Genomic DNA, 20070 nt, shown 5'->3' on the forward strand with positions numbered 1-20070 from the left:
ATTCATCGCGGAGCCGGAAGGCAAGGGCAAGCCCGCCGTGCGATCGAGGCGAAGGGGTCGCGAGCGGTCAGCGGACCTCCTTGGGCTCCCCGTACTCGCCATCCGTCCCGTCGCCGAAGATCACCATACCGGTGCGGATGCCGCGCTTCCACGCGCGATAGAGTTTCTGCGCGCGCTCTTCCATCAGCCGCATCGCCGCCGCATCGGGGATCGCGCCCGCCAAGGTGCAGGCGGCTCCGATCGAAGTTTCGTCGACTGTGCACAGGACGTTGAGGTCGGGATCGCCCTTGCCGAACATCAGGTCGGCGATGTCCTCGTCATAGATGGTGTAGGAAACGCGGGCGTTTTTCTCGATCAGTTCCTGCACGTCCTCGCGCGCGTACTGCCGCAGGTGATCGCGCAGGACGTCCTCGTCGGCGAAATAGAAGGGCTTTGCCTCGTCGTAGATCCGGCTGACGCGCAGGCGCCCGCCCCAGGCATCGACCCCGCGCAGCGAATTGGCGAATTCCTCCGCCCCGAAATCGAGCAGGGTGTCGACATTCGCCCCGCTATAGGCGAGCCGCTGGATCGACGGCCCGCCGATCTCGCCGCGCCAGAAGCCGTAGATGACCTTGGGATCGCGCCAGTTGGGATATACGATCCTCTCGCGGATGTCGCGCGGGGACAGCGCGACGCCCTTCACCGTCACGAGCGTGGCGTCCTGCAAACTCTCGTCGTTCGTTCCGAAGCGACCTTCCGCCGGGGTGCGCAGCGGATATTCGTGGGCGAGCGCCTCGATCACCGCGACATTGTGCAGGTTGAGCCAATAGGCGAGCTGTTCATTGCGCGGGAGACGGGCGAGGTCGAGCTCGGTCCCGACCCGCTCCAGGTCCTGACGATACTCCGTCAGAGCCGCGCGGACTTCGTCGGTCAGCATCGAGAAGGCGATGCGATTGCCCTCGAGCCGGAAGCGCGAGGTGTGACCATAGGTGATGCGCGTGCCGAGCCGCGGTTCGGCCTTCGGGGGCGGGGTGATGCGAAGCGGCGGGCCCATCGGGATGACGAACCAGGCCAGCGCCTCGTCCCAATGGCGGTAGTCGATCGTGTGATCGGTCCGGTCTGCGGCTGGGACGAAGCGGGCAAGGGGGTCCGGCGCTGCGACGCCCTGGTCCGCCGTGAAAGCGGCGGCGGTCATGGCGTTTTCGGCCAGCGCGGGGGATAGCCCGGTCGCCAGCAGAGCAGCGACAGCAAGGGAGGAGGTGGCAAGGGCAGATTTCTTCATCATCGCGACTCCTTCGATCGGCAGGCCCAACGAGCCTGTCTTTTGGTTCGCCCCGTCATGGCTCGCGCCATGACATGATGTTACATGGAAACGCCCTCGAATATCAATTCCTGTTGGCGCGGCGCCTATTCGACTTCGCTCTTGTTATCGGGATCACCCGGGAGGTCGATATTGCTGAAGAAGATCCGCCCTTCCGGCGGCATCTTGCGGCGCACGTAGCGGAGCTTTTGCGCCCGCTGCTCAAGCAGAGCCGCGGCTCCCGGATCGAGCCGCCCTTTGGCGAAGAAGGCGCCGTTGCGCCTTCCTCCGGCAAGATCGGCGATGTCGTGCTCGTAGAGGCTCGGCTCGATCCGCTCGCTCCGCGCGAGCATGTCGGCAACCTCGCCCTCGACATATTCGGCCAGATGCGCGCGCAGGTCGGGTTCGAAATCGGGGAAGAAGTAACGCGCGATCTCGGCGTAGTATTCGGAGACGTGAAGCGTGCGCCCGCGCTTTTCCGTGCCGCGCCGCGAATTGACGAATTCCCCGGCCGCGTCGGCTAGCTGCTGGCCGACAGTGCGCCCGTCGAACGCCGTGCGCTGCATCGCCGGGCCGCCGATCTCGCCGCGCCAAAAGCCGTAGAATACCTCCGGGCTTTTCCAGTTGGCGAAGACGATCCTCTCGCGGATGTCGCGCGGCGAAAGCGCGACGCCCTCGACCGTGATGAAGCGCGCTTCATCGAGCGGAACGCCGTCCAGTTCGATCTCGCGCGGTTGGCGCTCGGGCCAGTTCGCGCCGACCTGTTCGATCATCGCGACATTGTGGAGGTTGAGCCAATAGGCGAGCTGTTCGTTGCGAGGGAGCGACTGGATGTCGAGTTCGTCGGCGACCTTCTCGAGATCGCGGCGATATTGGCCGATATTCACCATGACCTCGACGTCCATCAGCGAAAATCCGACCATCGCCCCGTCGAGGCGGTAAATCGAATTGTGCCCGACCCTGATGTTAGTGCCAAGCGTTCCGGCGCCCGCAAAGGGCATCTTCCTGAGCGGCGGCCCCATGTCGATCACGAAGGCCCGGAGCGCCTCGGTCCAGACCGAATAATCGATGCGGTGTTCGCGCCGTTCGGCTTTCGGATCGAAGGTGTCGAAGCGGTCCTCTCCCTCGCTCGCCGGGGCGGAGCGTGCCTCCTGGGGCGGTGCAAGGGCGGGCTGGGCGAGGGCGGGCTGGGCGAGGGCGGGGGGCGCGCCTAACGCGGCGGCGGCCAGTGCGAGCATCGGAACGATCATGCGTAACATCGCCGCGCAGGATAGAAGTGTGCCGCGCAAAATCCATAGTAAGACGTCGGAAACGACAAAGGCCGCCGGCAGGGGGACCGGCGGCCTTCGGCCTTGGCGGACCAGCCCGTGCCGTGCAGGTCACCGGGGCCGCTTCGTTGCTGCGCGGAGCGTGCCCCGCGCACGCTCATTTCACCTCGCCGTCGGTCTCTTCGCCTTCCTCTCCGGGCAGCTTGAGATTGCTGAAGGTCACCGTTCCGGTGCGGCCTTCGCGAATGATCTTCTGGAACTTCTGTTCACGCTGGGCGAGCAGGCGCGCCATGCTCTGCGGGATGCGGGTCGTCACCGCGACTCCGTTGGACGTGATGTTCTGGTAGGTCGGCTCGCGGACGCCTCCGGCGAGATCGGCGATGTCCCATTCGCGGATCGTCGCGCGCGATTGCGTCGTGCCATCGAGGATCGCGATCACCTCGGGCTTGGCGTATTGGCGCAGGTGCGCACGGACGTCCTTCTCGAAATCGGGAAAATAGAAGGGTGCTGCCTCGCGGTAGAGTTCGGAGACTTCGAGCGTGTCGCCCGCCTTTTCGGTCCCGCGCAGCGAATTGACGAATTCGCTCGCGCCCTTTTCGAGCAGGCGCGCGACGTTTTCGGCGTTGAAGGCCTCGCGCTGGATCGACGGCCCGCCGATCTCGCCGCGCCAGAAGCCGTAGATGACCTTGGGATCGCGCCAGTTGGGATAGACGATCTTCTCACGTATGTCGCGCGGACTGAGGGCAACACCTTCGACCGTGATGAACCCGGCCTCGTCGAGCGGCACGCCGTCGACCTTGATCTCGCGCGGCTGGCGCACCGGCCAGCTTCTTGCGATCTGTTCGACCACGGCGACATTGTGGAGATTGATCCAGTAGGCGAGCTGTTCGTTGCGCGACAGTTTCTGGATGTCGATCTTGTCGGCGGTCGCCTCGAGATCGCGGCGATATTCGGTGAAGCTGTCGATCACCGCGTCGTCGAGAAAGCTGAACATGAGCCTGTTGCCTTCGAGCCGATAGCGCGAGACATGGCCGTACTGGCGGCGCGATCCGAAGCTGGGGTCGGGCCGGCCCGCGCCCTGGCGCAGCGAGGGGCCCATCGAGACGACAAGGTTCTTCATCGCCTCGGTCCAGATCGAATAGTCTATCCCGTCCTCGTTCGGGTTTTCCTGGGGCACGAAGGTGCGGTATTCGGGTTCGACAGCGAGGCTTGCCTGCGCTGCAAGCGGCGAGCCGAGGGCGGCTGCGGCAAGGGCCGCGAGCGCGGTGAGAGAGCGCGGGGCGGGGCGGGGATGTCTCGTCACGTCTACCTGTCTTTCGTTTCTCGTGGCCTTGTCAGGCCCTTGTCTGCATGCCGACATCCCCGCGCAGGGACATCGCAACGTTTGTCCGGGGCGCGCCTGATAGCGGGGACTGACAGGCGCGCCGGGCGATCGGCGGGAATGGAGTTTTCCGCCTTCGCCCTTGTCAGTCCTTATAGCGCGAAAAATCTTACGGATGTGCGCCGCAATCGGGTGCATTTTGTGCTTTGTCGAAGGCGTGAAGCCGTTCGTCGACGACGAACGGAGTTCCTTCCGTCTGGCGGCGACCCGGCCCTTCGAATGCCACGATCCCACGCACGCCTGCAGACGCGCGCGTGCCGGCTGTGAAGCCCGCTTGCGCGCGGCCGCAGGTGCGTGGACGAATGTTCCGGAAGCCGGGCGGCCCCGCGCCTATTTGGGCGCGAGCACCATCAGCATCTGGCGCCCCTCGAGGCGCGGGAAGGCTTCGACCTTGGCGATCTCCTCGACGTCTTCCTGGACCCGCCTGAGCAGGTCCATGCCGAGATGCTGGTGCGCCATTTCGCGCCCGCGGAAGCGGAGCGTGACCTTCACCTTGTCGCCATTGCCGATGAACTTGTTCACGTTCTTCATCTTCACGTCGTAGTCGTGCGTGTCGATGTTCGGACGCATCTTAACTTCCTTGATGTCCTGAGTCTTCTGCGTCTTGCGCGCCGCATTGGCCTTTTTCTGGGCTTCGTAGCGGTATTTGCCGACATCGAGGAACTTGCACACGGGCGGGTCCGCATTGGGGGACACTTCGACGAGGTTCAGCCCCTTCTCCTGGGCCTGCTCGACAGCTTCGCGGGTGTACATGACTCCGAGATTCTCGCCCTCGTCGTCGATGACGCGGACCTTTGGAACCTGGATGAATTGATCGTAGCGAGGGCCGCTTTTGACGGGCGGGGCCATCGAACGCCGGGGTGGACGGGCTATGTGTGTTCTCCTGTTACTGCCTTGGGTTGAGTCTTCAATGTAATCGGAAACGCGCGATTGCGCCAGATGGAGTCTTAGGCTGCCGCGCGAAACAGCGGGAAGCGCACCAGCCTGTCCTTCGCCGCCATCACCGCGTCGACTTCGTGCGCCGGGCTTAGCGCGGCGAGGATTTCCGGCGCGCCCGCATCCATCCCGCCGGTATAGGCGCCAAAGGCGGGGAGGATCATGCGTTCGGATGCGCCCGACCGGCTAACCACCCCGCAGGGTCGCGCGATGTGCCGCTCGCGCACTTTCATGCGCAGCTTGGGGTGGAAGTGGCCGGACAGTTCCGCCTTCGTCTCGCCCGGCTTCGCTTCGTGCCTGAGGACGATTCCGGAAATCTCCATCTCCTCGGCGAGCTCGGCCCCGAAGGATCGGTGCTGCCCCGCATCGTGATTGCCCGTGATCCACACCCAGTCGAGCGCGCGGGTGAGCGCCTCCAGCATGCCAGCGGCGTAAGGGTCGAGCCGCTCGGTCCCCGCGTCATCGTGGAAATTATCGCCCAGCGTGATGACGCGCCGCGCGCCCGTCGCCTTGACCGCGTCGGCCAGCCGCTCGAGAGTTTCGCGGCTGTCATAGGGCGGCAGCAGCGCGCCGTGCCTCGCATACCAGCTGCCCTTTTCGAGATGCAGGTCCGCGACCAGCAGCGCGCGCTCGCGAGGCCAGTAGAGCGCGCCGCTTTTCGTGAGGGCGAATTCCTTTCCGGCGAGTTCGAGGGGGGCGAACGAAACGGGAACCATGCGCGCTCCTGTGCCCCGCCTGCCGCATGAAGGCAAGTGCCCGATCGTACGGCCCATCATCCGTCCACCGAATTGCCCTCCATCCCTGTCAAAGCCAATTGACACGCCGGGCGCCTGTGTCGATGCTCGATGTCAAACACGGTTACAGGACGGGGATCACGAATGAGCGATTGGGCAGCCCACACCGCGCGGGCGAAGGAATGGTTCGAGCAGCTGCGCGACAATATCTGCGCCGAATTCGAGGCGATCGAGCGCGAGGCCGGGTCCGATGCCGCCTTCCAGTACACGCCCTGGGACCGCGAGGAAGAAGGCAACGAGGACCCCGGCGGGGGCGTTCAGGGCCTGATGAAGGGCGAGGTGTTCGAGAAGGTCGGGGTCAACGTTTCGACCGTGCGCGGCAATTTCTCCAAGGAATTCGCAGGCCAGGTCAACGGTGCGAGCGCCGAGGCTCCCGGCTTCACCGCGACCGGCATCAGCCTCGTCGCGCACATGGCGAACCCGCATGTCCCTGCGGTCCACATGAACACGCGCTTCCTCACCACGGAAAAGGCATGGTTCGGCGGCGGCGCTGATCTCAATCCGCCGATCCCCTATGAAGACGACACCGAGGAATTCCACGCCTCGATGCGCGCGGCCTGCATGGCCCACAACCCGACCTATTACGAACGCTACAAGAAATGGGCGGACGATTATTTCTATATCCCACACCGCGAATGCCATCGCGGCGTGGGCGGGATCTTCTACGACCACCTCGAATGCACCGATGACGCTAGCTTCGAGCGCAATTTCGCCTTCACGCAGGATGTTGGAAAAGCGTTCCTCGACATTTTCCCCAAGCTCGTGCGCAAGCGCATGAGACAGGATTTCGACGCCTCCGACGAAGCGCGCCAGCTCGAATACCGGGGCCGTTATGCCGAATTCAACCTGGTCTACGATCGCGGCACGATCTTCGGCCTGAAGACCGGCGGAAATATCGATGCGATTCTGATGAGCCTGCCGCCAAGGGCGACGTGGAGCTGATGCGCCCTTAACGCTTGCCGTGCGCGCAGGCGCGGCACATATTCGCAAGCGATGCTGCGCCAATACGAACTCGTCGAGAAGGTCAAGACCTACGACCCGGACGCCGATGAGGCGGCGCTCAACCGTGCCTATGTCTACACCGTGCAGAAACACGGCACCCAGAAGCGCGCGAGCGGCGATCCCTATTTCAGCCATCCGATCGAGGTCGCCGGCCTGATGACCGATCTCCAGCTCGACCAGGAGACGATCATAACCGCGCTGCTTCACGACACGGTCGAGGACACGCTCGCGACGATCGACGATATCGAGCAGCATTTCGGACCGGAGGTCGCGCGGCTGGTCGACGGCGTGACCAAGCTGTCCAAGATCGAGGCCATGCCCGAAAACGAGCGGGCGGCGGAAAACCTGCGCAAGTTCCTGCTCGCCATGTCCGAGGACATCCGCGTCCTGCTGGTCAAGCTGGCCGACCGCCTGCACAACATGCGCACGCTCCATTTCATCAAGAAGCCTGAGAAACGCCAGCGCATCGCGCGCGAGACGATGGATATCTACGCCCCGCTCGCCGAGCGCGTCGGGATGTACGAATACATGCGCGAGATGCAGGCGCTCGCCTTCCGCGAGCTGGAGCCCGAAGCCTATACGACGATCACCAAACGGCTCGAACAGCTGCGCAGCCAGGACGGCGGACAGGTCGATGCGATCGCGCTCAGGATAAAGCAATGCCTCGCCGAGGCCGGGCTCAAGGTCGAGGTGATGGGGCGCGAGAAGCATCCCTATTCGATCTGGCTCAAGATGAGCGAGCGCCACGTCTCCTTCGAGCAGGTGACGGACATCATGGCGTTCCGCGTCATCACCGACAGCGAAACGGATTGCTACCGCGCGCTGGGCGTCCTTCACACGACATGGCAATTTTTGCCCGGGCGGTTCAAGGACTACATCTCAACACCCAAGACCAATGGCTACCGCAGCTTGCACACCTCGCTGATGTACGAGAATTCGATGCGGGTCGAAGTCCAGATCCGCACCCGGGAGATGCACCGGCGCAACGAATTCGGCCTCGCCGCGCACTGGGCCTACAAACAGCACGACAAGGCCGACGGGCAGGTTGGCTGGCTGCGCGACCTGATCGAGATCGTCGATGCGAGCCACGATGCCGAGGAACTGCTCGAGCATACGCGCATGGCGATCTACCAGGACCGCATCTTCGCCTTCACGCCCAAGGGGGCGCTGTTCCAGCTGCCCAAGGGCGCGACCTCGGTCGATTTCGCCTTTGCCGTGCATACCGATCTCGGCCTCGCCACGGTCGGCGCGAAGATCAACGGGAGGCACATGCCGCTGCGCACCCCGCTCGATAATGGCGACGTGGTCGAGATCATCAAGGGCACGAATGCCGAGCCGCAATTGTCCTGGCTGGGTTTCGTCGTCACCGGCAAGGCGCGCGCCGCGATCCGCCGTTCGGTGCGGATGAAGGAACGCGCCGAAGTCGCCTCGATCGGCGAAAAGCTGTTCGACGAGATCGCCGCGCGTGTCCCGGCACGGATCGGCAAGAAGGCGATCAAGGTCGCGCTGGAACGGCTCGAGATGGAGGAGCCGGAGGATCTCATGTTCGCGATCGGCGCGGCCAAGCTGAGCGACCGCGAGGTGATGGAGGCGCTCGTGCCCGGCTGCACCGCCGATCTGGAGGAGGACGAGGAATGGCCGAGCCGCGAGCGGGTCATCTCGATCCGCGGCCTGACGCCCGGCGTCGCGTTCGAGCTTGCGACCTGCTGTCACCCGGTCCCGGGAGACCGCATCGTAGGCATCAGGCGCAAGGGCGAGACGGTGCTGGTCCACGCAATCGACTGCCTCGAGCTTGCCAATGGCGTCGATACCGACTGGCTCGACCTGTCATGGGGCAAGCGTTCGCAGGGCGCGGTCGGCAGGCTCGGCGTCACGCTTTACGACCGGCCCGGCACGCTCGCGGAAATGGCGGGGATCTTCGCTCAGAACAAGGCCAACGTCACCAGCCTGCTGCAGACCCAGCTCGACCATCCCTTCACCAGCTATGAAATTGCCGCCGAAGTGCAGGATCTCGCCCACCTGACCCGCATCCTTTCCGCCCTCCGCGCGAGCGATGCGGTCGCGCAGGCCGAACGGATGTAAGCCGGTTCTCCTAGCCGATGAAGGCGACCACGATCAGCACCACCAGCACCGCATAGACCAACCCGCCAAAGACGATCATCAGCGGGTTGAACGCAGGCGTCAGCGTTGCCTGCGCCATCTGCGAGAACTGGGTGAGGAGCTGCGGCCAGGTATAGCTCACGAAATCGCCCTGGCTCATCACCGCGACGAGGCGGTTGTCCTCGTCCACCACCGGCAGGCGGCGAAAGCGTTCGTTCGACATGACCTGCAGCCAGTCGAGCACGTTGTCGTCCTTGTGCGCCATGCGCACTTCGGTCGTCATCACCTCGCTCACCGGGGTCGTCTTGGGGTCACGGCTTGCGCCGATCACCCGGCGGAAGATGTCGCGTTCGGTCATCACGCCGAGCACGCGCCGATCGCCGTCGGTGACGATCACCGAACCGAAATTCTTCTCCGCCATCTGGGTGACGGCGTCATAGACCATCGTCTCGGGCGGGACGGTAAGCGGCGGCGCCTTGCTGGCGAATTCCTTGCGGTCGGCGATTTTCATGTCAGCATATCCTCATGCAGCCAGGCATAGCGGCGGTGGCCGGAAGCATCGCGGGTCAGGTCGAGCGCGCCGCGACGGCGGAAGAAGCGCGCGAAGGGACCGGCCGAAGCGGCCCGCGGATTGCGCGCGCGAAAATGGTCGGGGCGGGGTTGCGGGGACGTTCCCGCGCTAGGTGCTTGGTCCGTCATACATAGGTTAATGAGGGACTTGGGCCTGCGTTCCCTCAAAAGGTCAGGATGACGTGCGCGGGGTCGCCGGGCGCGAGGTCTTCGGCGCGGATGACTGTGCGCGAGACCAGCAGTATCCACTCGGCCTTGCCCTTCTGCGGAAAGATAGAGGTGCGCCATTCGCTCGCCCCGATCCGCGCCGTCACCTTGAGCGATCCGAAGCCGCGCGCCCGGCCTGTTTCGAGCCGTTGCATCATCGCCCGCGCGGCCAGTTCCTCGGCTTGGGCGCCGGTGAATGTGACGAGGTGATAGGTGCCCCGCTCGCCCTCCCAGCGCGTCAGGGGAAGAGTCGCGGCAAGGCTATCGCTCACTCGTCGTCCGCGTATTCGAACGCGCGCACCGGCACGGGAATGTTGCAGATATCCGCGCCGCCTGCCGGCACGATGAAGAAGGGATCGCGCCGGTTGGCGCGGGCCGCGACATAGCGCTCGAAACTCTCGCTCTCGGTCGAGAGATATTCGTAGAGCGGCCGTTCCTCCTCGGGCAGGTCGCTGGCGATCCGGACCGAAAGGATCGGCGTGCGCTTGTCCCGCTCGTCGGCGCTGTAGAAGCCGAGCGCGCCCGAGCCGCGCGGCAGGCTGGAGAGGTGCTCCATCCCCCCGATCACCCGCCCGACGAGCGCGATGTTGCGATCGAGATGGCGCGGCGCGTGGCCGATCACGGTGTAGAGCTCCGCGCCCGAGCCGGTGTCGGGCGAATAGTTCCGGCCGACGCCGACCATGCCGTAGCAGTGGACGGGCCACCACGGCGCATCCGCGCTTTCACCTTCCGTACCGACAGGCCACCCTTGGAAGAATTCGACCCATTCCGCATAAGCGTCGCGTTGATGCCACCCAGCAAATGTCGCGGCTGTTTGGGTCGCGCGCACATCAGTAGCTTGATTGTGAAATTCCGGGTCTCTCGAATTTGACCAATCCCAATCATCCCAAGTCGCACGGTTTTCATCGGTGAGCTCTTCGCCATTGGTAGCAAGCGTCACGTCTATGGTGGATGAAGGGTATTCATCCTCCCCCATCACGTTCAGCCCCTCGGGCAGCGGCTTTTCGGCCCCCTCCGCCTCGGGGTTGTCGTAATTGGGATCGCCCCACTGGACGACGTAATTGTCCTGCACCCGGTTGACGCTCGTCCCGTCGTACCAGCGCTCGCGCGCGAGCCGTCGGATGTTCTCGACCCAGCCTTGCGAAAAAGGCGGCGGCATCAGCTGGATCACGACCTTGCGCGCGTTCCCCTCGGCGTCGGCCGCGAGCGTCATCACCAGCAGGTCCTCGGGCGGAATTACCACCCAGTCCTCCTGCGGCGCGGCGTTGACGATGTCGGCGGGCGATGGTGCTCCCTCGGGAGCGTCCTGAGCGGCGACCGGCATGGCAAGGGCGAATGCCGCTACGGCGGGGAGGAGCACGTTTCTCATGGGCAAGGATGTGCCACAGCCCACGCCCAATCAAAAACCCCTTTCCAAGCATTTTCGGGGGCGGAAAGGGGTTTTCGAGGCGGCGTTCGCAGGGAATGCCATTCCGCGCAGCGCCGTCCTGAGCGACTCGTTTACCACAAACCCGGTGCGCTTCCCATCGCCCGCGCACTCAGAGCGCCTTGCGAACCGCGCGGTTCATGGCTAGGAGCCGCGCCTTGCCCCATGGCAAGCGCGGAGCAGTGGCCGAGTGGTCGAAGGCGCACGCCTGGAAAGTGTGTATACGGCAACCCCGTATCGAGGGTTCGAATCCCTCCTGCTCCGCCAACCATTTTATATCACAGAAACAATCGCCTGATTGGTTAACCGAGTGCGCCGTTCTCACTTGCCTTGCCGGCCGTTCAGGCGGCAAACTTGCGTATGGCAGCACTCAGGATATCGCCAAATCCCCTCCTTTAGCGCTGCCGAAGATAAAACTCCCGGTCCGCTTTGGGGCGAGTGCCAAGCCTTGCGGAATGACGGAATTGGGTGGGACGCGGACTTGCTCGATCGGCGACCAGAGCGGTTCGCTTTTCGCTGGCTTGATCCGAGATATCGCGCGCGCTACGCAGCGCGCAGTTTTTCGTAGAGCATGCGCGTCTCCAGCAAATTCGATATCCGCAGACCGACCTCGATCACGTCGAACGGCTTCGAAACGAAATCCTTCGCTCCCAGGGCCAGCGCCCTGCGCCGCGCCTGAATCGTTGTGTCGGCGGTCAGGACGAGCACAGGGCGGAATTCATCCTCGCAATCGTGGCGGGAAAAGGCCTCGAGCAGCTGGAACCCGTCGACTTCCGGCATCATGAGATCGAGCAGGACGAGGTCGGGCGCAAGCGCGATGTAGGTCTCCAGCGCCTTCGTCGGCTCAGTCAGGCAATGCACGTCGCGGTAACCCTCGCGCTCGAGGAGATTTGCCAGCAGGCGCACATTCGCTTCCTCATCGTCGATCGCGAGGATCCGGCAGGAAAGAAGTTCTTCGCTGTCGATCAGTTTCATGTCCGCTCCTTCAACGCTCCTGCATTTCTTCCACTTCCCGAAGCCCGGCCGCCTCGCCGCCGAGCCGGAACCAGAAGCGGGCTCCCGGTTCGAGCGCCGTATAGCCGATCTCGCCGCCCATCGACTGAATGAGCGTCTTGGAAAGGGCCAGACCCAGCCCGGTCCCCTCGGTCTTGGTCCGCTGGTTCTGCCCGAGACGGTCGAACGCGGTGAAGAGGCGCGCGACATTGCCGGGAGCTATGCCCGGACCGTCATCCTCGACGAAGAAGGTCACCGCGCCATTCCCTTGCGCTTGTGCGCCCATCCGGACGAAAGACCCTTGTGTGTTGTATTTGGCCGCGTTGGCGACGAGGTTCAGGATGACTTGCGTGAGCCGACGCCGGTCGGCCGTCAGCGAGAGCGGCTTCGCGGGCAGAACGAGGTCGAAGCGCAGCCCGGCACTCAGCACGATGGGCTCGGCAAGGTCGCGCGCTTCCCCGAGCACTTTCGCCGCATCGATCGTTTCGGGTTCGAGCTCGGCGCCGCCTGCCTCGATGCTCGAGATATCCAGCAGATCGTTGATGAGCGAGAGCAGGTGACGGCCGGCCCGCGTGATCCGCTCGACCGCTTCCTGATGCGGCGGGCTGAAGCTTTCGAGATCAATCTCGAGCAACTGACCGAACCCGAGAATGGCGTTGAGCGGCGTGCGCAATTCGTGGCTGGTGCGCGAGAGGAACTCGCTCTTGGCGAGGTTTGCCGCGATCGCTTCTTCGCGCGCGAGCTTCAGGGCTTCCTCGCTGCGGCGGCGTTCGGACATGTCGCGCGTCACCTTGGCAAAGCCTTGCAATTGCCCGGCCTCGTCGCGCAGCGCGGTGATGATGACATTGGCCCAGAAGCGCGATCCGTCCTTGCGCACGCGCCAGCCCTCGTCCTCGGCCGAGCCATTTGCCCGCGCGCGTTCGAGCATCTGTGCGGGCAGGTAATCGCGGGTCTCTTCGGGGTAGAAGCGGCTGAAATGCTCGCCGAGTATCTCCTCGGCCTGCCATCCCTTGATGCGTTCCGCGCCAAGGTTCCAGCTCGTCACGGTCCCGCGCGGGTCGAGCGTGAAGATGCCGTAGTCGCGCACCCGTTCGATCACGAGTCGGAAGCGCTCCTCGCTCGCGCGCAAGTCTTCCTCGCGCTTGCGCAACAGCGCGCTTGCCTTGATCAGCCGCACGGTCAGCCGCCCGATCTCGTCCGCTTCCTCGGGCAGTTCAACGAGCCGCTCGCCGCGCGCGAGCAGCTCGGCGTTTCCTTCGAGCTTGCTAACCCGCCTCACGATCCCGGTCGAAAAGAGGTAGACCGCTGCAAGACTGCCAAGCAGGCCGACCAGCCCGCTTACCGCGGTCAGCACGAGGAACCGGTCGCGGACATCATCGACCAGCGCGCGCCGCTCGTCGAGGACCACCGCCTCGCGCCGCTGAATCTTCTCGATCTCGCGCCGCACCGTGTCGAGCGTCAGCTTGTTGGCGATCAGCGCCTGCTCGATCTCTTCGGGCGAAGCCGTCTCGTCGGCCTTTGCGAGGGCAACCGTGGCCCTGAGGCTGGCGCGCTTTTCCTCCGTTACGCGCAGCAGGTCGACGAAATGGCGGCTCACCACCGGGTCCTCGATCGCGCCATCGAGCCGCTCCAGCGTGGCAGGAAGCTCGACCTCGGCGGTGCGGTATGGTTCGAGGAAGCGGTCCTCGCGGGTCAGCGCATAGCCGCGCACCCCGGTCGCCGCCTCGGCCAGCAGGGCGTGGACCTGATAGATGTCGCGCTGGATCGCGAAGGCGCGGCGCACGTCATCCTCGGCGCGGGTTTCGGCGCTGCTGGCAAGATAGAGCGAGACCAGCGAACCGAGCAGGATCGCGAGCGGCAGCGCGACAACCACCAGCCCCTTGAAGGCGAGCGGACGATCGGTCCAGATGCGGGTGAACGAGACGGAACGTCCTTCGCTCATTTCGCTCCCGCCCGCTCCGCCTTCAAGCGCACCGCCAGCACCGCCGCCTGCGTCCGGTCGGCAACGCCGAGCTTGCCGATCAGGCGCTCGACATGGACCTTGACCGTCGCCGGGCTGATGCCGAGCTGGCGCGCGATTTCCTTGTTGGTGAGACCTTCGGCCACCAGCTCCACGACTTCCCGCTCGCGCTTCGTCAGAATCTGTTCGAGATCGTTAGACAAGCTCTGGCGGGTCGCAGGCGCAACGCGAAGCGCCGCGTTGACAAGCTCCAGCGGTAGCGCCGACTGGCCAGCGAGCACCTGTTCGATCGCGGCGCACAGGTCGTCGATCGCGGTATCCTTGAGCACATAGCCTGCCGCGCCCGCGCCGAGCGCCTCGCGGACATAGCCCGGCATGTCGTGAAGCGACAGCATCAGCACCCTGACCGGCAGGTCGAGCGCGGCGATTTGCCGGGTTGCCTCGAGCCCGTCGATGCCTTCGCCAAGGCGCACGTCCATCAGCACCACTTCGGGCGCGAGATCGCGCGCGAGTTCGACCGCCTGCTCGCCGGTTCCGGCGAGGCCGACCACTTCGTAGCCTTTGCCGGCCAGCAAGGCGCCGAGGCCTTCGCGGGCGAGCTGGTGGTCGTCCACGATCAGGACCCGCGCGCCGCTCATCCGGGGGCTCCGCGAGGCAGGCGGGCTTCTACCGATACCCCGTGCCCCGCCTCGCCGCGCCAGTCGACCGTGCCGCCGAGCGCCGCCATCCTCTCGCGCATCACATCGATGCCGACATTGTGCCCGGAAAAGGCGCCGTGATCGCGCGTTGCGCTAGAAGGCCCGCGCCCTTGGTCCGCGATCCTGAGGACCACCGGATCATCGCCCAGCCGTGCCTCGATCGTCACCCGGCACGGCCCGCCGGCGTGCTTGTGGATGTTGGAAACGGCCTCCTGCGCGACCCGGAACAAGGCCGTTTCGGTGAGGGGGCCAAGCCGCGCGTCCGCGTCGCCGAGGGCCAGGCGGACCTCGAACCCCTCCTGCTCCAGCCCGTCGCCCAGCGATTGCAGCGCGGCGGCAAGGCCGAGATCGTCGAGCAGCGTCGGGCGCAGGCCCGCGATCACCCGGCGCAGCTCGGCCACAAGGCTTCGCGCGATCTCCTTGGGGGCAGGACCGGCGGCGAGGCCTGCGCTCTCGGCCCGCTCGAGCAGGCGCACCAGCGCGGTTGCGGTCTGGGCGACGCCGTCGTGCAGTTCATGGCTCACCCGGCGGCGTTCCTCCTCCTGCGCGGTGAAAACCTTCTCGAGCAGCAGGGCGAGGCGCCGCTCGCGTTCCTGCAAAGCGCGGAGCAATTCGGCCCTTTCGCGCTCGCGCTCGATCCGGTCGATGGTCGAGCCCATCATTTCGAGCTGCATCCGAAAGGCCTCGCGGTCCTCTGGATCGGGTATCGCCTCAAGCCCGTCGAGGCCGGGTATCGCCAGCTTCGCGATCACCGCGCCGCCCGGTCCCGGAGCCCTGATCGCGATGCCCTCGGCATTGTCGGCGGACATTACGAAGGCGGACCCGCTGCCGGTAAACCAGGCCAAGCGCTCGGCGCAGCGCTGGATGACCGCTTCGAGCGAAGCGGTGTCCGCCTCGGCCAGTTCGCGGCCGGATGCGGAAAGCAGTCGCAGCCGAGCGGCGCGCGCCTCGGCAGCGCGATAGAGTTCCCGCAGTTCGGCGATCGTCTCGCCATCGGATGCAAGCGCGAAGGGGCGGTTGGACATGGCCGCTAGATTAGAGCCTTCCCGGCAAAGCGCATAGGCCATTCGGCCTAGGCTGGAAGGCTCGCCGCATGGCCGATTTGCGGGCGTCCGACAGTCCATATCTCTCCACCGCGCGCTGCGACGCAAGACCCCGCTCTAACCGGGTGGCCCCGCTGCCGGGCGCAAATGAACACACGTGCAGATGGAGAAACTGCCATGAAGACGACATCCCTTGTCATCGCCGCCGCCAGCGCCGCGCTGGTCGCCTGCACGCCGGGCTATGCCCAGGCGGCGACCGCTCCCATCGGTGCGGGCACCAACATGCAGCCGACCGAGGAACAGCTCGAATGCATCACCGAGAAAGAGGTCATCGCCCGCCAGGAACAGTGGGGCGCCGGCATCGTGAAGATCGGCAAGGTCTTTCAGGATGGCGGCGACTACCGCGCCGCTGCGGCCGATCACATCGATGAATTCTACGCCTATGATCTCAGCCTCGTCCTGTTCAAGCCAACGCTGGCGGCAGTCGAGCAGTTCCGCCCCAGCTTCGACGGCGCGCTTTCCTATTTCGTGGGCGGCAACGAATCCTTCCCCGAGGACAAGGGCTTCGCGATCAAGCCGTGGAGCAAGGTCCGCTGGCAGAACACCGGGATCATGAACAATGTCTGTCACATGGCGGTCGCGATGGGGAACTACTACTTCACCCCGGCTGCCGGCGGTGCGGAAACCAAGGTCGAATACACGATCGGCTACATCCGCGACGAAGAGGGCAAGCTGAAGATGGCGGTCCACAGCTCGACCATTCCCTACAGCGGCGGCTGAGCCCGCATCCGGCCCGCCGGTCCTGCGCGCATGGCCTGGACCGGCGGAGCCACTTCAGCCCCCTCCCGCCCTCTATATGTCGGAGCAGCCGCCCCATGGCCCGCCCCTCGTTCCTCCCCCCGGCCATCGCGCTTTGCGCAGCCACTCTCGCCGCCTCGCCCGCCGCCGCGACCGAGGACGACTTCAACATCTGGACTGGCCAGTTCATCGTGATCGACGTGGACGAGGACGGCGACTGGTTCGTGCGCGGCGAGGCGCAGGAGCGTTTCACCAACGATGCGGACCGCCTGGGCCAGCTGCTGTTGCGCATGCTGGTGGGCTACCGCCTCAATGAGGACGTCAGCATCGGCGGGGGTTACGCCTACATCCTGACCGACCCTGTCGGCCCGGTCGAAGTCAACGAGCACCGCTACTACCAGGAATTGAACATGAGGCTGATCGATCGCGACGGCATCACCCTCGACAGTCGCACCCGACTAGAACAGCGCACCTTCGAAGAAGGCGAGGGAACCTCGTGGCGGCTTCGCAATTTCGTCCAGCTGCGCGTGCCGATCAGCGAGAACACCAAGTTCGTTGCCTATACCGAGCCATTCATCGAGCTGAACGACACCGACTTTCAACGCGGCGGGTTGAGCATTTGGCGAAACTTTGCCGGGGTCTCGATCCCGCTTGCCAAGGGGATCGAGGTGGTGCCGGGCTATCTCAACCAGACCGTGTTTCGCGAAGGCGAAAACCGGATGGACCACGTCGCGAACGTGAACGTGTTCATGTCGTTCTGATCGGTGCTCACCTCATCGCAAGACCACCTTTTCGTCATCGCAGCTCCACGCCCTGACCGCGCCCCTGATTTTCGCGACCTTGAACACCTTCGTCGCAAGGCTCAGTCCGAGGTTTTGCCAGGAGTCGATCGGAGAAGGGCGGCTGGTGGCGCTATCATGACAGAAGCTGCGGTGCTTTTTTCGCGGACAAGCATGGAGGCGCTTCTGAGGTCGATAGAAATTCGTGCCGATTTCGGGGGTAGGGGGCGGGGTAAAGTTCCCTGATTGGCTAAAACTTCATGTTGGATATCAGATCGGTGTGGGGCTATTCGCATTCCCTCCTGCTCCGCCACCTAGTCTGAGTTTTTCTGCAGATCTGCGGCGGGTCCGCCTCAGGCCCGCAATTCCGCGGCGTTTCGCGACGCTCCGCGGTGTCAGAGATTTCGCAACTCGCCCATACGTAGCCGGATTGGGCGGAATTCTCTGGAGGCTATTTTCGCCACACCGGACTTGGCGCCTAGCCGCAACGAGAAAGGTCAACGCGTCGCGCTGCGCTCTTGGGATCGCTGAACTTAGCCGATCAAGTGAGGCCCAAGAGCCTCGCTTGTTCGTTCCAAGACCCCGGGAGGAGATTGGCCGTTGTCAGGGCCGTGCCGTTCAGGGCGGTTGGCTGCGTTCCAGCGATAACGCGATCGACAATCTCCGGCGACAAGAAGGCGAGCCTGACGACCCTGCTGATCCAAGAGTCGTTGATGACTTGCTCGCGGGCGAGGGCGGCGATCGTTGTTTCCCGTCAGAAAGGCGTTCCCACCACTTGCGTGCTTGCACGAGCAATTCGACCAGCGATCGATCGATCTCGTCGTGAACGCTTGTACCGCCGGGTTCCACGAGCCGCATGGCCATGCCCGTTCGCTTCAGACGAACCTTGCAGTCGAGCGTAAGCTGTGCCTCGTTATGTTCGCTCAGAGGGTCAGAGAGAACTCGGCGCAGTTGGTCGGCCGCGACCGTCAGTGCAATCCCCTCGGTACTAGGTTCTGAACTCATAGATCTTGCGTATTTTGGGAGAGGCTGATTCAAGGTTTGCGGAAGGAGCCTTGGAGATGGCGCGTTTTGATTTGTCGGATGCCGAATGGGCGATCATCGAGCCTTTGTTGCCGAACCGTCCGCGCGGTGTGGCGCGAGTGGATGACCGGCGAGTGCTCAATGGGATCTTCTATGTGCTGCGAACCGGATCGCCGTGGCGCGATCTGCCCGAGCGCTACGGTCCGCACACCACGGTCTACAATCGTTTCAACCGGTGGGCGAAAGCGGGCGTGTGGCTGCGTGTATTCGAGGCGCTTGCGGCGCGAAGTCCGCGTTCGATGGCTTTGATCGACAGTTCGATCATCCACGCGCATCAACACGCCGCGGGGGCAAAAAAGGGGGTCCGGATAACGCCATCGGTCGCTCTCGTGGCGGATTGAGCACCAAGATCAATGCGGTCGTCGACGAGCGCGGACTGCCCGTTCGCCTGATCCTCTCTCCCGGTCAGCAGCATGACAGTCGTGCAGCAGGTGCCTTGCTCGCCGATCTTAGCCCAGGTGCCGTTGTGATCGGGGATCGCGCGTACGACAGCAATGCCCTGCTCACGCTGGTCGCAGATGCCGGAGGGCAAACTTGCACTCCGACGCCCCGCTATCGCAAACAGCAGCGCGTGATCGACGTCGAGCTCTATCGTCAGCGCAATCCAGTCGAGCGCTTCTTCAATAAGCTCAAGCACTTCCGCCGCATCGCCGCTCGATACGACAAACTCGCTAGCAACTTCCTCGCAGCCGTGGCTCTCGCAGCCATCCGGCTCTGGACCAGAAATTATGAGTCCACGACCTAACCGTTGCAGACTCCAGTATGTCGCGAACGAGTTCCCTGTCTCGTGACCGCAACCGCTTTGCTAGAGCACTTGCTTGAGCGCGCGCTCCTTCGATGGTGGATCGGTCGAGATCTGCTCCGAGCAAGGTTAGCAACGATAGCGGATCGTCGAGCGCGTCAGTCAGGCGCCCGACCACCGCCGCCTCGAGCTCTCGGGCTGGGATGCGGATGCGATCTGTTGCGGTGTCAGCCGACTCCCGCTCGCGAGCGACGTAGTAGCGATAGCGAACCTTGCTCTTGCAGGCGTTGCTGGCTACCGGGGGTTCGCTGTGTTCGTCGAACACCTCGCCGGCGAGCAGGCTTTGCGCCTTGATCGTGGGTGTCCGCTGCCCACCCTGCCGGTTGGCGGCGAGCTGCTCCTGCACCTTCGCCCAGAGGTCAGGCTCGATGATTGCTTAGGTGGCCATCATACGTCTGCCCCTCGTGATGGATCACGCCGATGTAAATCGGGTTGGAGAGGATCTTGTAGATCTGTCCGCGGGTGAACGGGACGCCGCCCATCTTGCGCCCGGTCGCGGTAAAAAACGCTCCGGGACCTTCACTCCATCATCGTTCAGCTGCTCTTTGAGCAGCCGGACGTTGCCGATCCTGCAATAGACCCGGAAGAGATCGCGTATGAGCGCGGCGTGCTCCTCCACTATGGTGAGCGTCCGGCCGAAGGCCTCGTAGCCGAGCGGGACGATGCCGCCCATCCACATGCCCTTGGCCTTGGAGGCGGCGATCTTATCGCGGATCCGTTCGGCGGTGACCTCTCGCTCGAACTGCGCGAAGCTCAGCAGCATGTTGAGCGTGAGGCGCCCCATCGAGTTGGCGGTGTTGAAGACGTTGCTGGCTGTCGTGAAAGGCGCCTGCATCGGCCGAGAACCGGGCCGGGTCGAAACCGACATCGTAGCGCGAAATCCAGCGCCCGCAGCGGTAGAACGCGATGTTCTCGACGGCCTTGGCCTCGATCGGTGCGGATACCTGATGG

The 20070-nt window shown here is 64.4% G+C and carries 18 protein-coding genes, 1 tRNA gene and 1 pseudogene; 6 read left to right on the forward strand and 14 right to left on the reverse strand.

All coding sequences use genetic code 11. The features are described from left to right. Positions 1 to 67: 67 nt before the first annotated feature. The 5 genes from Ga0102493_RS03870 to pdeM form a co-directional block, all read right to left on the reverse strand. Entirely contained in the window at positions 68 to 1264 is a 1197-nt protein-coding gene (locus Ga0102493_RS03870; protein ID WP_150132414.1) for a DUF547 domain-containing protein, read from the reverse strand. 122 nt (positions 1265 to 1386) lie between these two features. Beyond that, on the reverse strand, positions 1387 to 2529 hold the full coding sequence (locus Ga0102493_RS03875) for a DUF547 domain-containing protein (protein ID WP_034906066.1): 1143 nt from the start codon (positions 2527 to 2529) through the stop codon (positions 1387 to 1389). 175 nt (positions 2530 to 2704) lie between these two features. Continuing rightward, positions 2705 to 3850 (reverse strand): DUF547 domain-containing protein, encoded by a 1146-nt coding sequence (locus tag Ga0102493_RS03880; protein ID WP_051698376.1) that lies wholly within the window; start codon positions 3848 to 3850, stop codon positions 2705 to 2707. A 408-nt stretch (positions 3851 to 4258) separates the two neighbouring features. Beyond that, positions 4259 to 4777 (reverse strand): translation initiation factor IF-3, encoded by a 519-nt coding sequence (gene infC / locus Ga0102493_RS03885; RefSeq protein WP_034906065.1) that lies wholly within the window; start codon positions 4775 to 4777, stop codon positions 4259 to 4261. 98 nt (positions 4778 to 4875) lie between these two features. Beyond that, positions 4876 to 5580 (reverse strand): ligase-associated DNA damage response endonuclease PdeM, encoded by a 705-nt coding sequence (pdeM, locus tag Ga0102493_RS03890; protein WP_034906063.1) that lies wholly within the window; start codon positions 5578 to 5580, stop codon positions 4876 to 4878. A 162-nt stretch (positions 5581 to 5742) separates the two neighbouring features. On the opposite strand from pdeM, the gene hemF reads away from it, so the two are divergent. Together hemF and Ga0102493_RS03900 are read left to right on the forward strand one after the other, a co-directional pair. Beyond that, positions 5743 to 6600 carry an oxygen-dependent coproporphyrinogen oxidase gene (hemF, locus tag Ga0102493_RS03895; protein ID WP_034906061.1) on the forward strand — a complete coding sequence of 286 codons (858 nt, stop codon included), beginning with the start codon at positions 5743 to 5745 and terminating at the stop codon, positions 6598 to 6600. 51 nt (positions 6601 to 6651) lie between these two features. Continuing rightward, on the forward strand, positions 6652 to 8742 hold the full coding sequence (locus tag Ga0102493_RS03900; protein WP_034906058.1) for a RelA/SpoT family protein: 2091 nt from the start codon (positions 6652 to 6654) through the stop codon (positions 8740 to 8742). Between the two features lie 10 nt (positions 8743 to 8752). Here the strand turns inward: Ga0102493_RS03900 and Ga0102493_RS03905 are convergent, their stop codons facing one another. From Ga0102493_RS03905 to Ga0102493_RS03920, 3 genes are all read right to left on the reverse strand, one after another. Then, a complete protein-coding gene (locus Ga0102493_RS03905) occupies positions 8753 to 9271 on the reverse strand; it encodes a CBS domain-containing protein (protein ID WP_034906055.1) in 519 nt (172 codons plus the stop codon). A gap of 223 nt (positions 9272 to 9494) precedes the next feature. Then, positions 9495 to 9809 (reverse strand): DUF1905 domain-containing protein, encoded by a 315-nt coding sequence (locus Ga0102493_RS03915; protein WP_034906049.1) that lies wholly within the window; start codon positions 9807 to 9809, stop codon positions 9495 to 9497. Continuing rightward, positions 9806 to 10906: a peptidylprolyl isomerase gene (locus Ga0102493_RS03920; protein ID WP_034906047.1), complete on the reverse strand. Its 1101-nt coding sequence runs from the start codon at positions 10904 to 10906 to the stop codon at positions 9806 to 9808. The genes Ga0102493_RS03915 and Ga0102493_RS03920 overlap by 4 nt, the downstream gene beginning before the upstream one ends. Positions 10907 to 11139: 233 nt before the next feature. On the opposite strand from Ga0102493_RS03920, the gene Ga0102493_RS03925 reads away from it, so the two are divergent. Next, positions 11140 to 11230, forward strand: a tRNA-Ser gene (locus Ga0102493_RS03925). Positions 11231 to 11506: 276 nt separating this feature from the next. Here Ga0102493_RS03925 and Ga0102493_RS03930 read toward each other — a convergent pair. From Ga0102493_RS03930 to Ga0102493_RS03945, 4 genes are read right to left on the reverse strand one after another with little or no spacing between them, the layout of a single operon-like run. Beyond that, on the reverse strand, positions 11507 to 11938 hold the full coding sequence (locus tag Ga0102493_RS03930) for a response regulator (protein WP_174544530.1): 432 nt from the start codon (positions 11936 to 11938) through the stop codon (positions 11507 to 11509). A 10-nt stretch (positions 11939 to 11948) separates the two neighbouring features. Beyond that, positions 11949 to 13898 carry a sensor histidine kinase gene (locus Ga0102493_RS03935; protein ID WP_034906045.1) on the reverse strand — a complete coding sequence of 650 codons (1950 nt, stop codon included), beginning with the start codon at positions 13896 to 13898 and terminating at the stop codon, positions 11949 to 11951. Beyond that, positions 13895 to 14554: a response regulator gene (locus tag Ga0102493_RS03940; RefSeq protein ID WP_034906042.1), complete on the reverse strand. Its 660-nt coding sequence runs from the start codon at positions 14552 to 14554 to the stop codon at positions 13895 to 13897. The genes Ga0102493_RS03935 and Ga0102493_RS03940 overlap by 4 nt, the downstream gene beginning before the upstream one ends. Next, the gene (locus tag Ga0102493_RS03945; protein ID WP_034906039.1) at positions 14551 to 15639 is read right to left on the reverse strand and encodes a sensor histidine kinase; all 1089 of its coding nucleotides are present in this window, start codon (positions 15637 to 15639) and stop codon (positions 14551 to 14553) included. Before Ga0102493_RS03945 ends, Ga0102493_RS03940 begins: the two co-directional genes overlap by 4 nt. Before the next feature lie 195 nt (positions 15640 to 15834). Between Ga0102493_RS03945 and Ga0102493_RS03950 the strand changes: the two genes are divergently transcribed. From Ga0102493_RS03950 to Ga0102493_RS03960, 3 genes and pseudogenes are all read left to right on the forward strand, one after another. Further along, positions 15835 to 16437 carry a phosphoribosyl-AMP cyclohydrolase gene (locus tag Ga0102493_RS03950; protein WP_034906036.1) on the forward strand — a complete coding sequence of 201 codons (603 nt, stop codon included), beginning with the start codon at positions 15835 to 15837 and terminating at the stop codon, positions 16435 to 16437. A 95-nt stretch (positions 16438 to 16532) separates the two neighbouring features. Next, positions 16533 to 17216 (forward strand): DUF2490 domain-containing protein, encoded by a 684-nt coding sequence (locus tag Ga0102493_RS03955; protein ID WP_034906033.1) that lies wholly within the window; start codon positions 16533 to 16535, stop codon positions 17214 to 17216. 1079 nt (positions 17217 to 18295) lie between these two features. Next, positions 18296 to 19062 (forward strand): annotated as a pseudogene (locus Ga0102493_RS03960) (IS5 family transposase). 416 nt (positions 19063 to 19478) lie between these two features. On the opposite strand, the gene Ga0102493_RS16600 reads toward Ga0102493_RS03960, so the two are convergent. Continuing rightward, the gene (locus Ga0102493_RS16600; protein WP_418251664.1) at positions 19479 to 19571 is read right to left on the reverse strand and encodes a hypothetical protein; all 93 of its coding nucleotides are present in this window, start codon (positions 19569 to 19571) and stop codon (positions 19479 to 19481) included. Then, complete coding sequence (locus Ga0102493_RS03965) at positions 19532 to 19987, reverse strand: recombinase family protein (protein ID WP_081845674.1); 456 nt, start codon at positions 19985 to 19987, stop codon at positions 19532 to 19534. The genes Ga0102493_RS16600 and Ga0102493_RS03965 overlap by 40 nt, the downstream gene beginning before the upstream one ends. Positions 19988 to 20070 lie beyond the last annotated feature (83 nt).

Source organism: Erythrobacter litoralis, assembly GCF_001719165.1.
In the GTDB taxonomy this organism is placed as follows: Bacteria; Pseudomonadota; Alphaproteobacteria; order Sphingomonadales; family Sphingomonadaceae; genus Erythrobacter; species Erythrobacter litoralis.

Bases quoted from the DNA above. Each gene is read 5' to 3' on its own strand.
- Ga0102493_RS03870 (WP_150132414.1), bottom strand. From the start codon at position 1,264: ATGATGAAGAAATCTGCCCTTGCCACCTCCTCCCTTGCTGTCGCTGCT.
- Ga0102493_RS03920 (WP_034906047.1), bottom strand. From the start codon at position 10,906: ATGAGAAACGTGCTCCTCCCCGCCGTAGCGGCATTCGCCCTTGCCATG.
- Ga0102493_RS03875 (WP_034906066.1), bottom strand. From the start codon at position 2,529: ATGATCGTTCCGATGCTCGCACTGGCCGCCGCCGCGTTAGGCGCGCCC.
- Ga0102493_RS03940 (WP_034906042.1), bottom strand. From the start codon at position 14,554: ATGAGCGGCGCGCGGGTCCTGATCGTGGACGACCACCAGCTCGCCCGC.
- Ga0102493_RS03905 (WP_034906055.1), bottom strand. From the start codon at position 9,271: ATGAAAATCGCCGACCGCAAGGAATTCGCCAGCAAGGCGCCGCCGCTT.
- infC (WP_034906065.1), bottom strand. From the start codon at position 4,777: ATGGCCCCGCCCGTCAAAAGCGGCCCTCGCTACGATCAATTCATCCAG.
- Ga0102493_RS03945 (WP_034906039.1), bottom strand. From the start codon at position 15,639: ATGTCCAACCGCCCCTTCGCGCTTGCATCCGATGGCGAGACGATCGCC.
- Ga0102493_RS03935 (WP_034906045.1), bottom strand. From the start codon at position 13,898: ATGAGCGAAGGACGTTCCGTCTCGTTCACCCGCATCTGGACCGATCGT.
- Ga0102493_RS03955 (WP_034906033.1), top strand. From the start codon at position 16,533: ATGGCCCGCCCCTCGTTCCTCCCCCCGGCCATCGCGCTTTGCGCAGCC.
- Ga0102493_RS03900 (WP_034906058.1), top strand. From the start codon at position 6,652: ATGCTGCGCCAATACGAACTCGTCGAGAAGGTCAAGACCTACGACCCG.
- Ga0102493_RS03950 (WP_034906036.1), top strand. From the start codon at position 15,835: ATGAAGACGACATCCCTTGTCATCGCCGCCGCCAGCGCCGCGCTGGTC.
- hemF (WP_034906061.1), top strand. From the start codon at position 5,743: ATGAGCGATTGGGCAGCCCACACCGCGCGGGCGAAGGAATGGTTCGAG.
- pdeM (WP_034906063.1), bottom strand. From the start codon at position 5,580: ATGGTTCCCGTTTCGTTCGCCCCCCTCGAACTCGCCGGAAAGGAATTC.
- Ga0102493_RS03930 (WP_174544530.1), bottom strand. From the start codon at position 11,938: ATGAAACTGATCGACAGCGAAGAACTTCTTTCCTGCCGGATCCTCGCG.
- Ga0102493_RS03965 (WP_081845674.1), bottom strand. From the start codon at position 19,987: ATGTCGGTTTCGACCCGGCCCGGTTCTCGGCCGATGCAGGCGCCTTTC.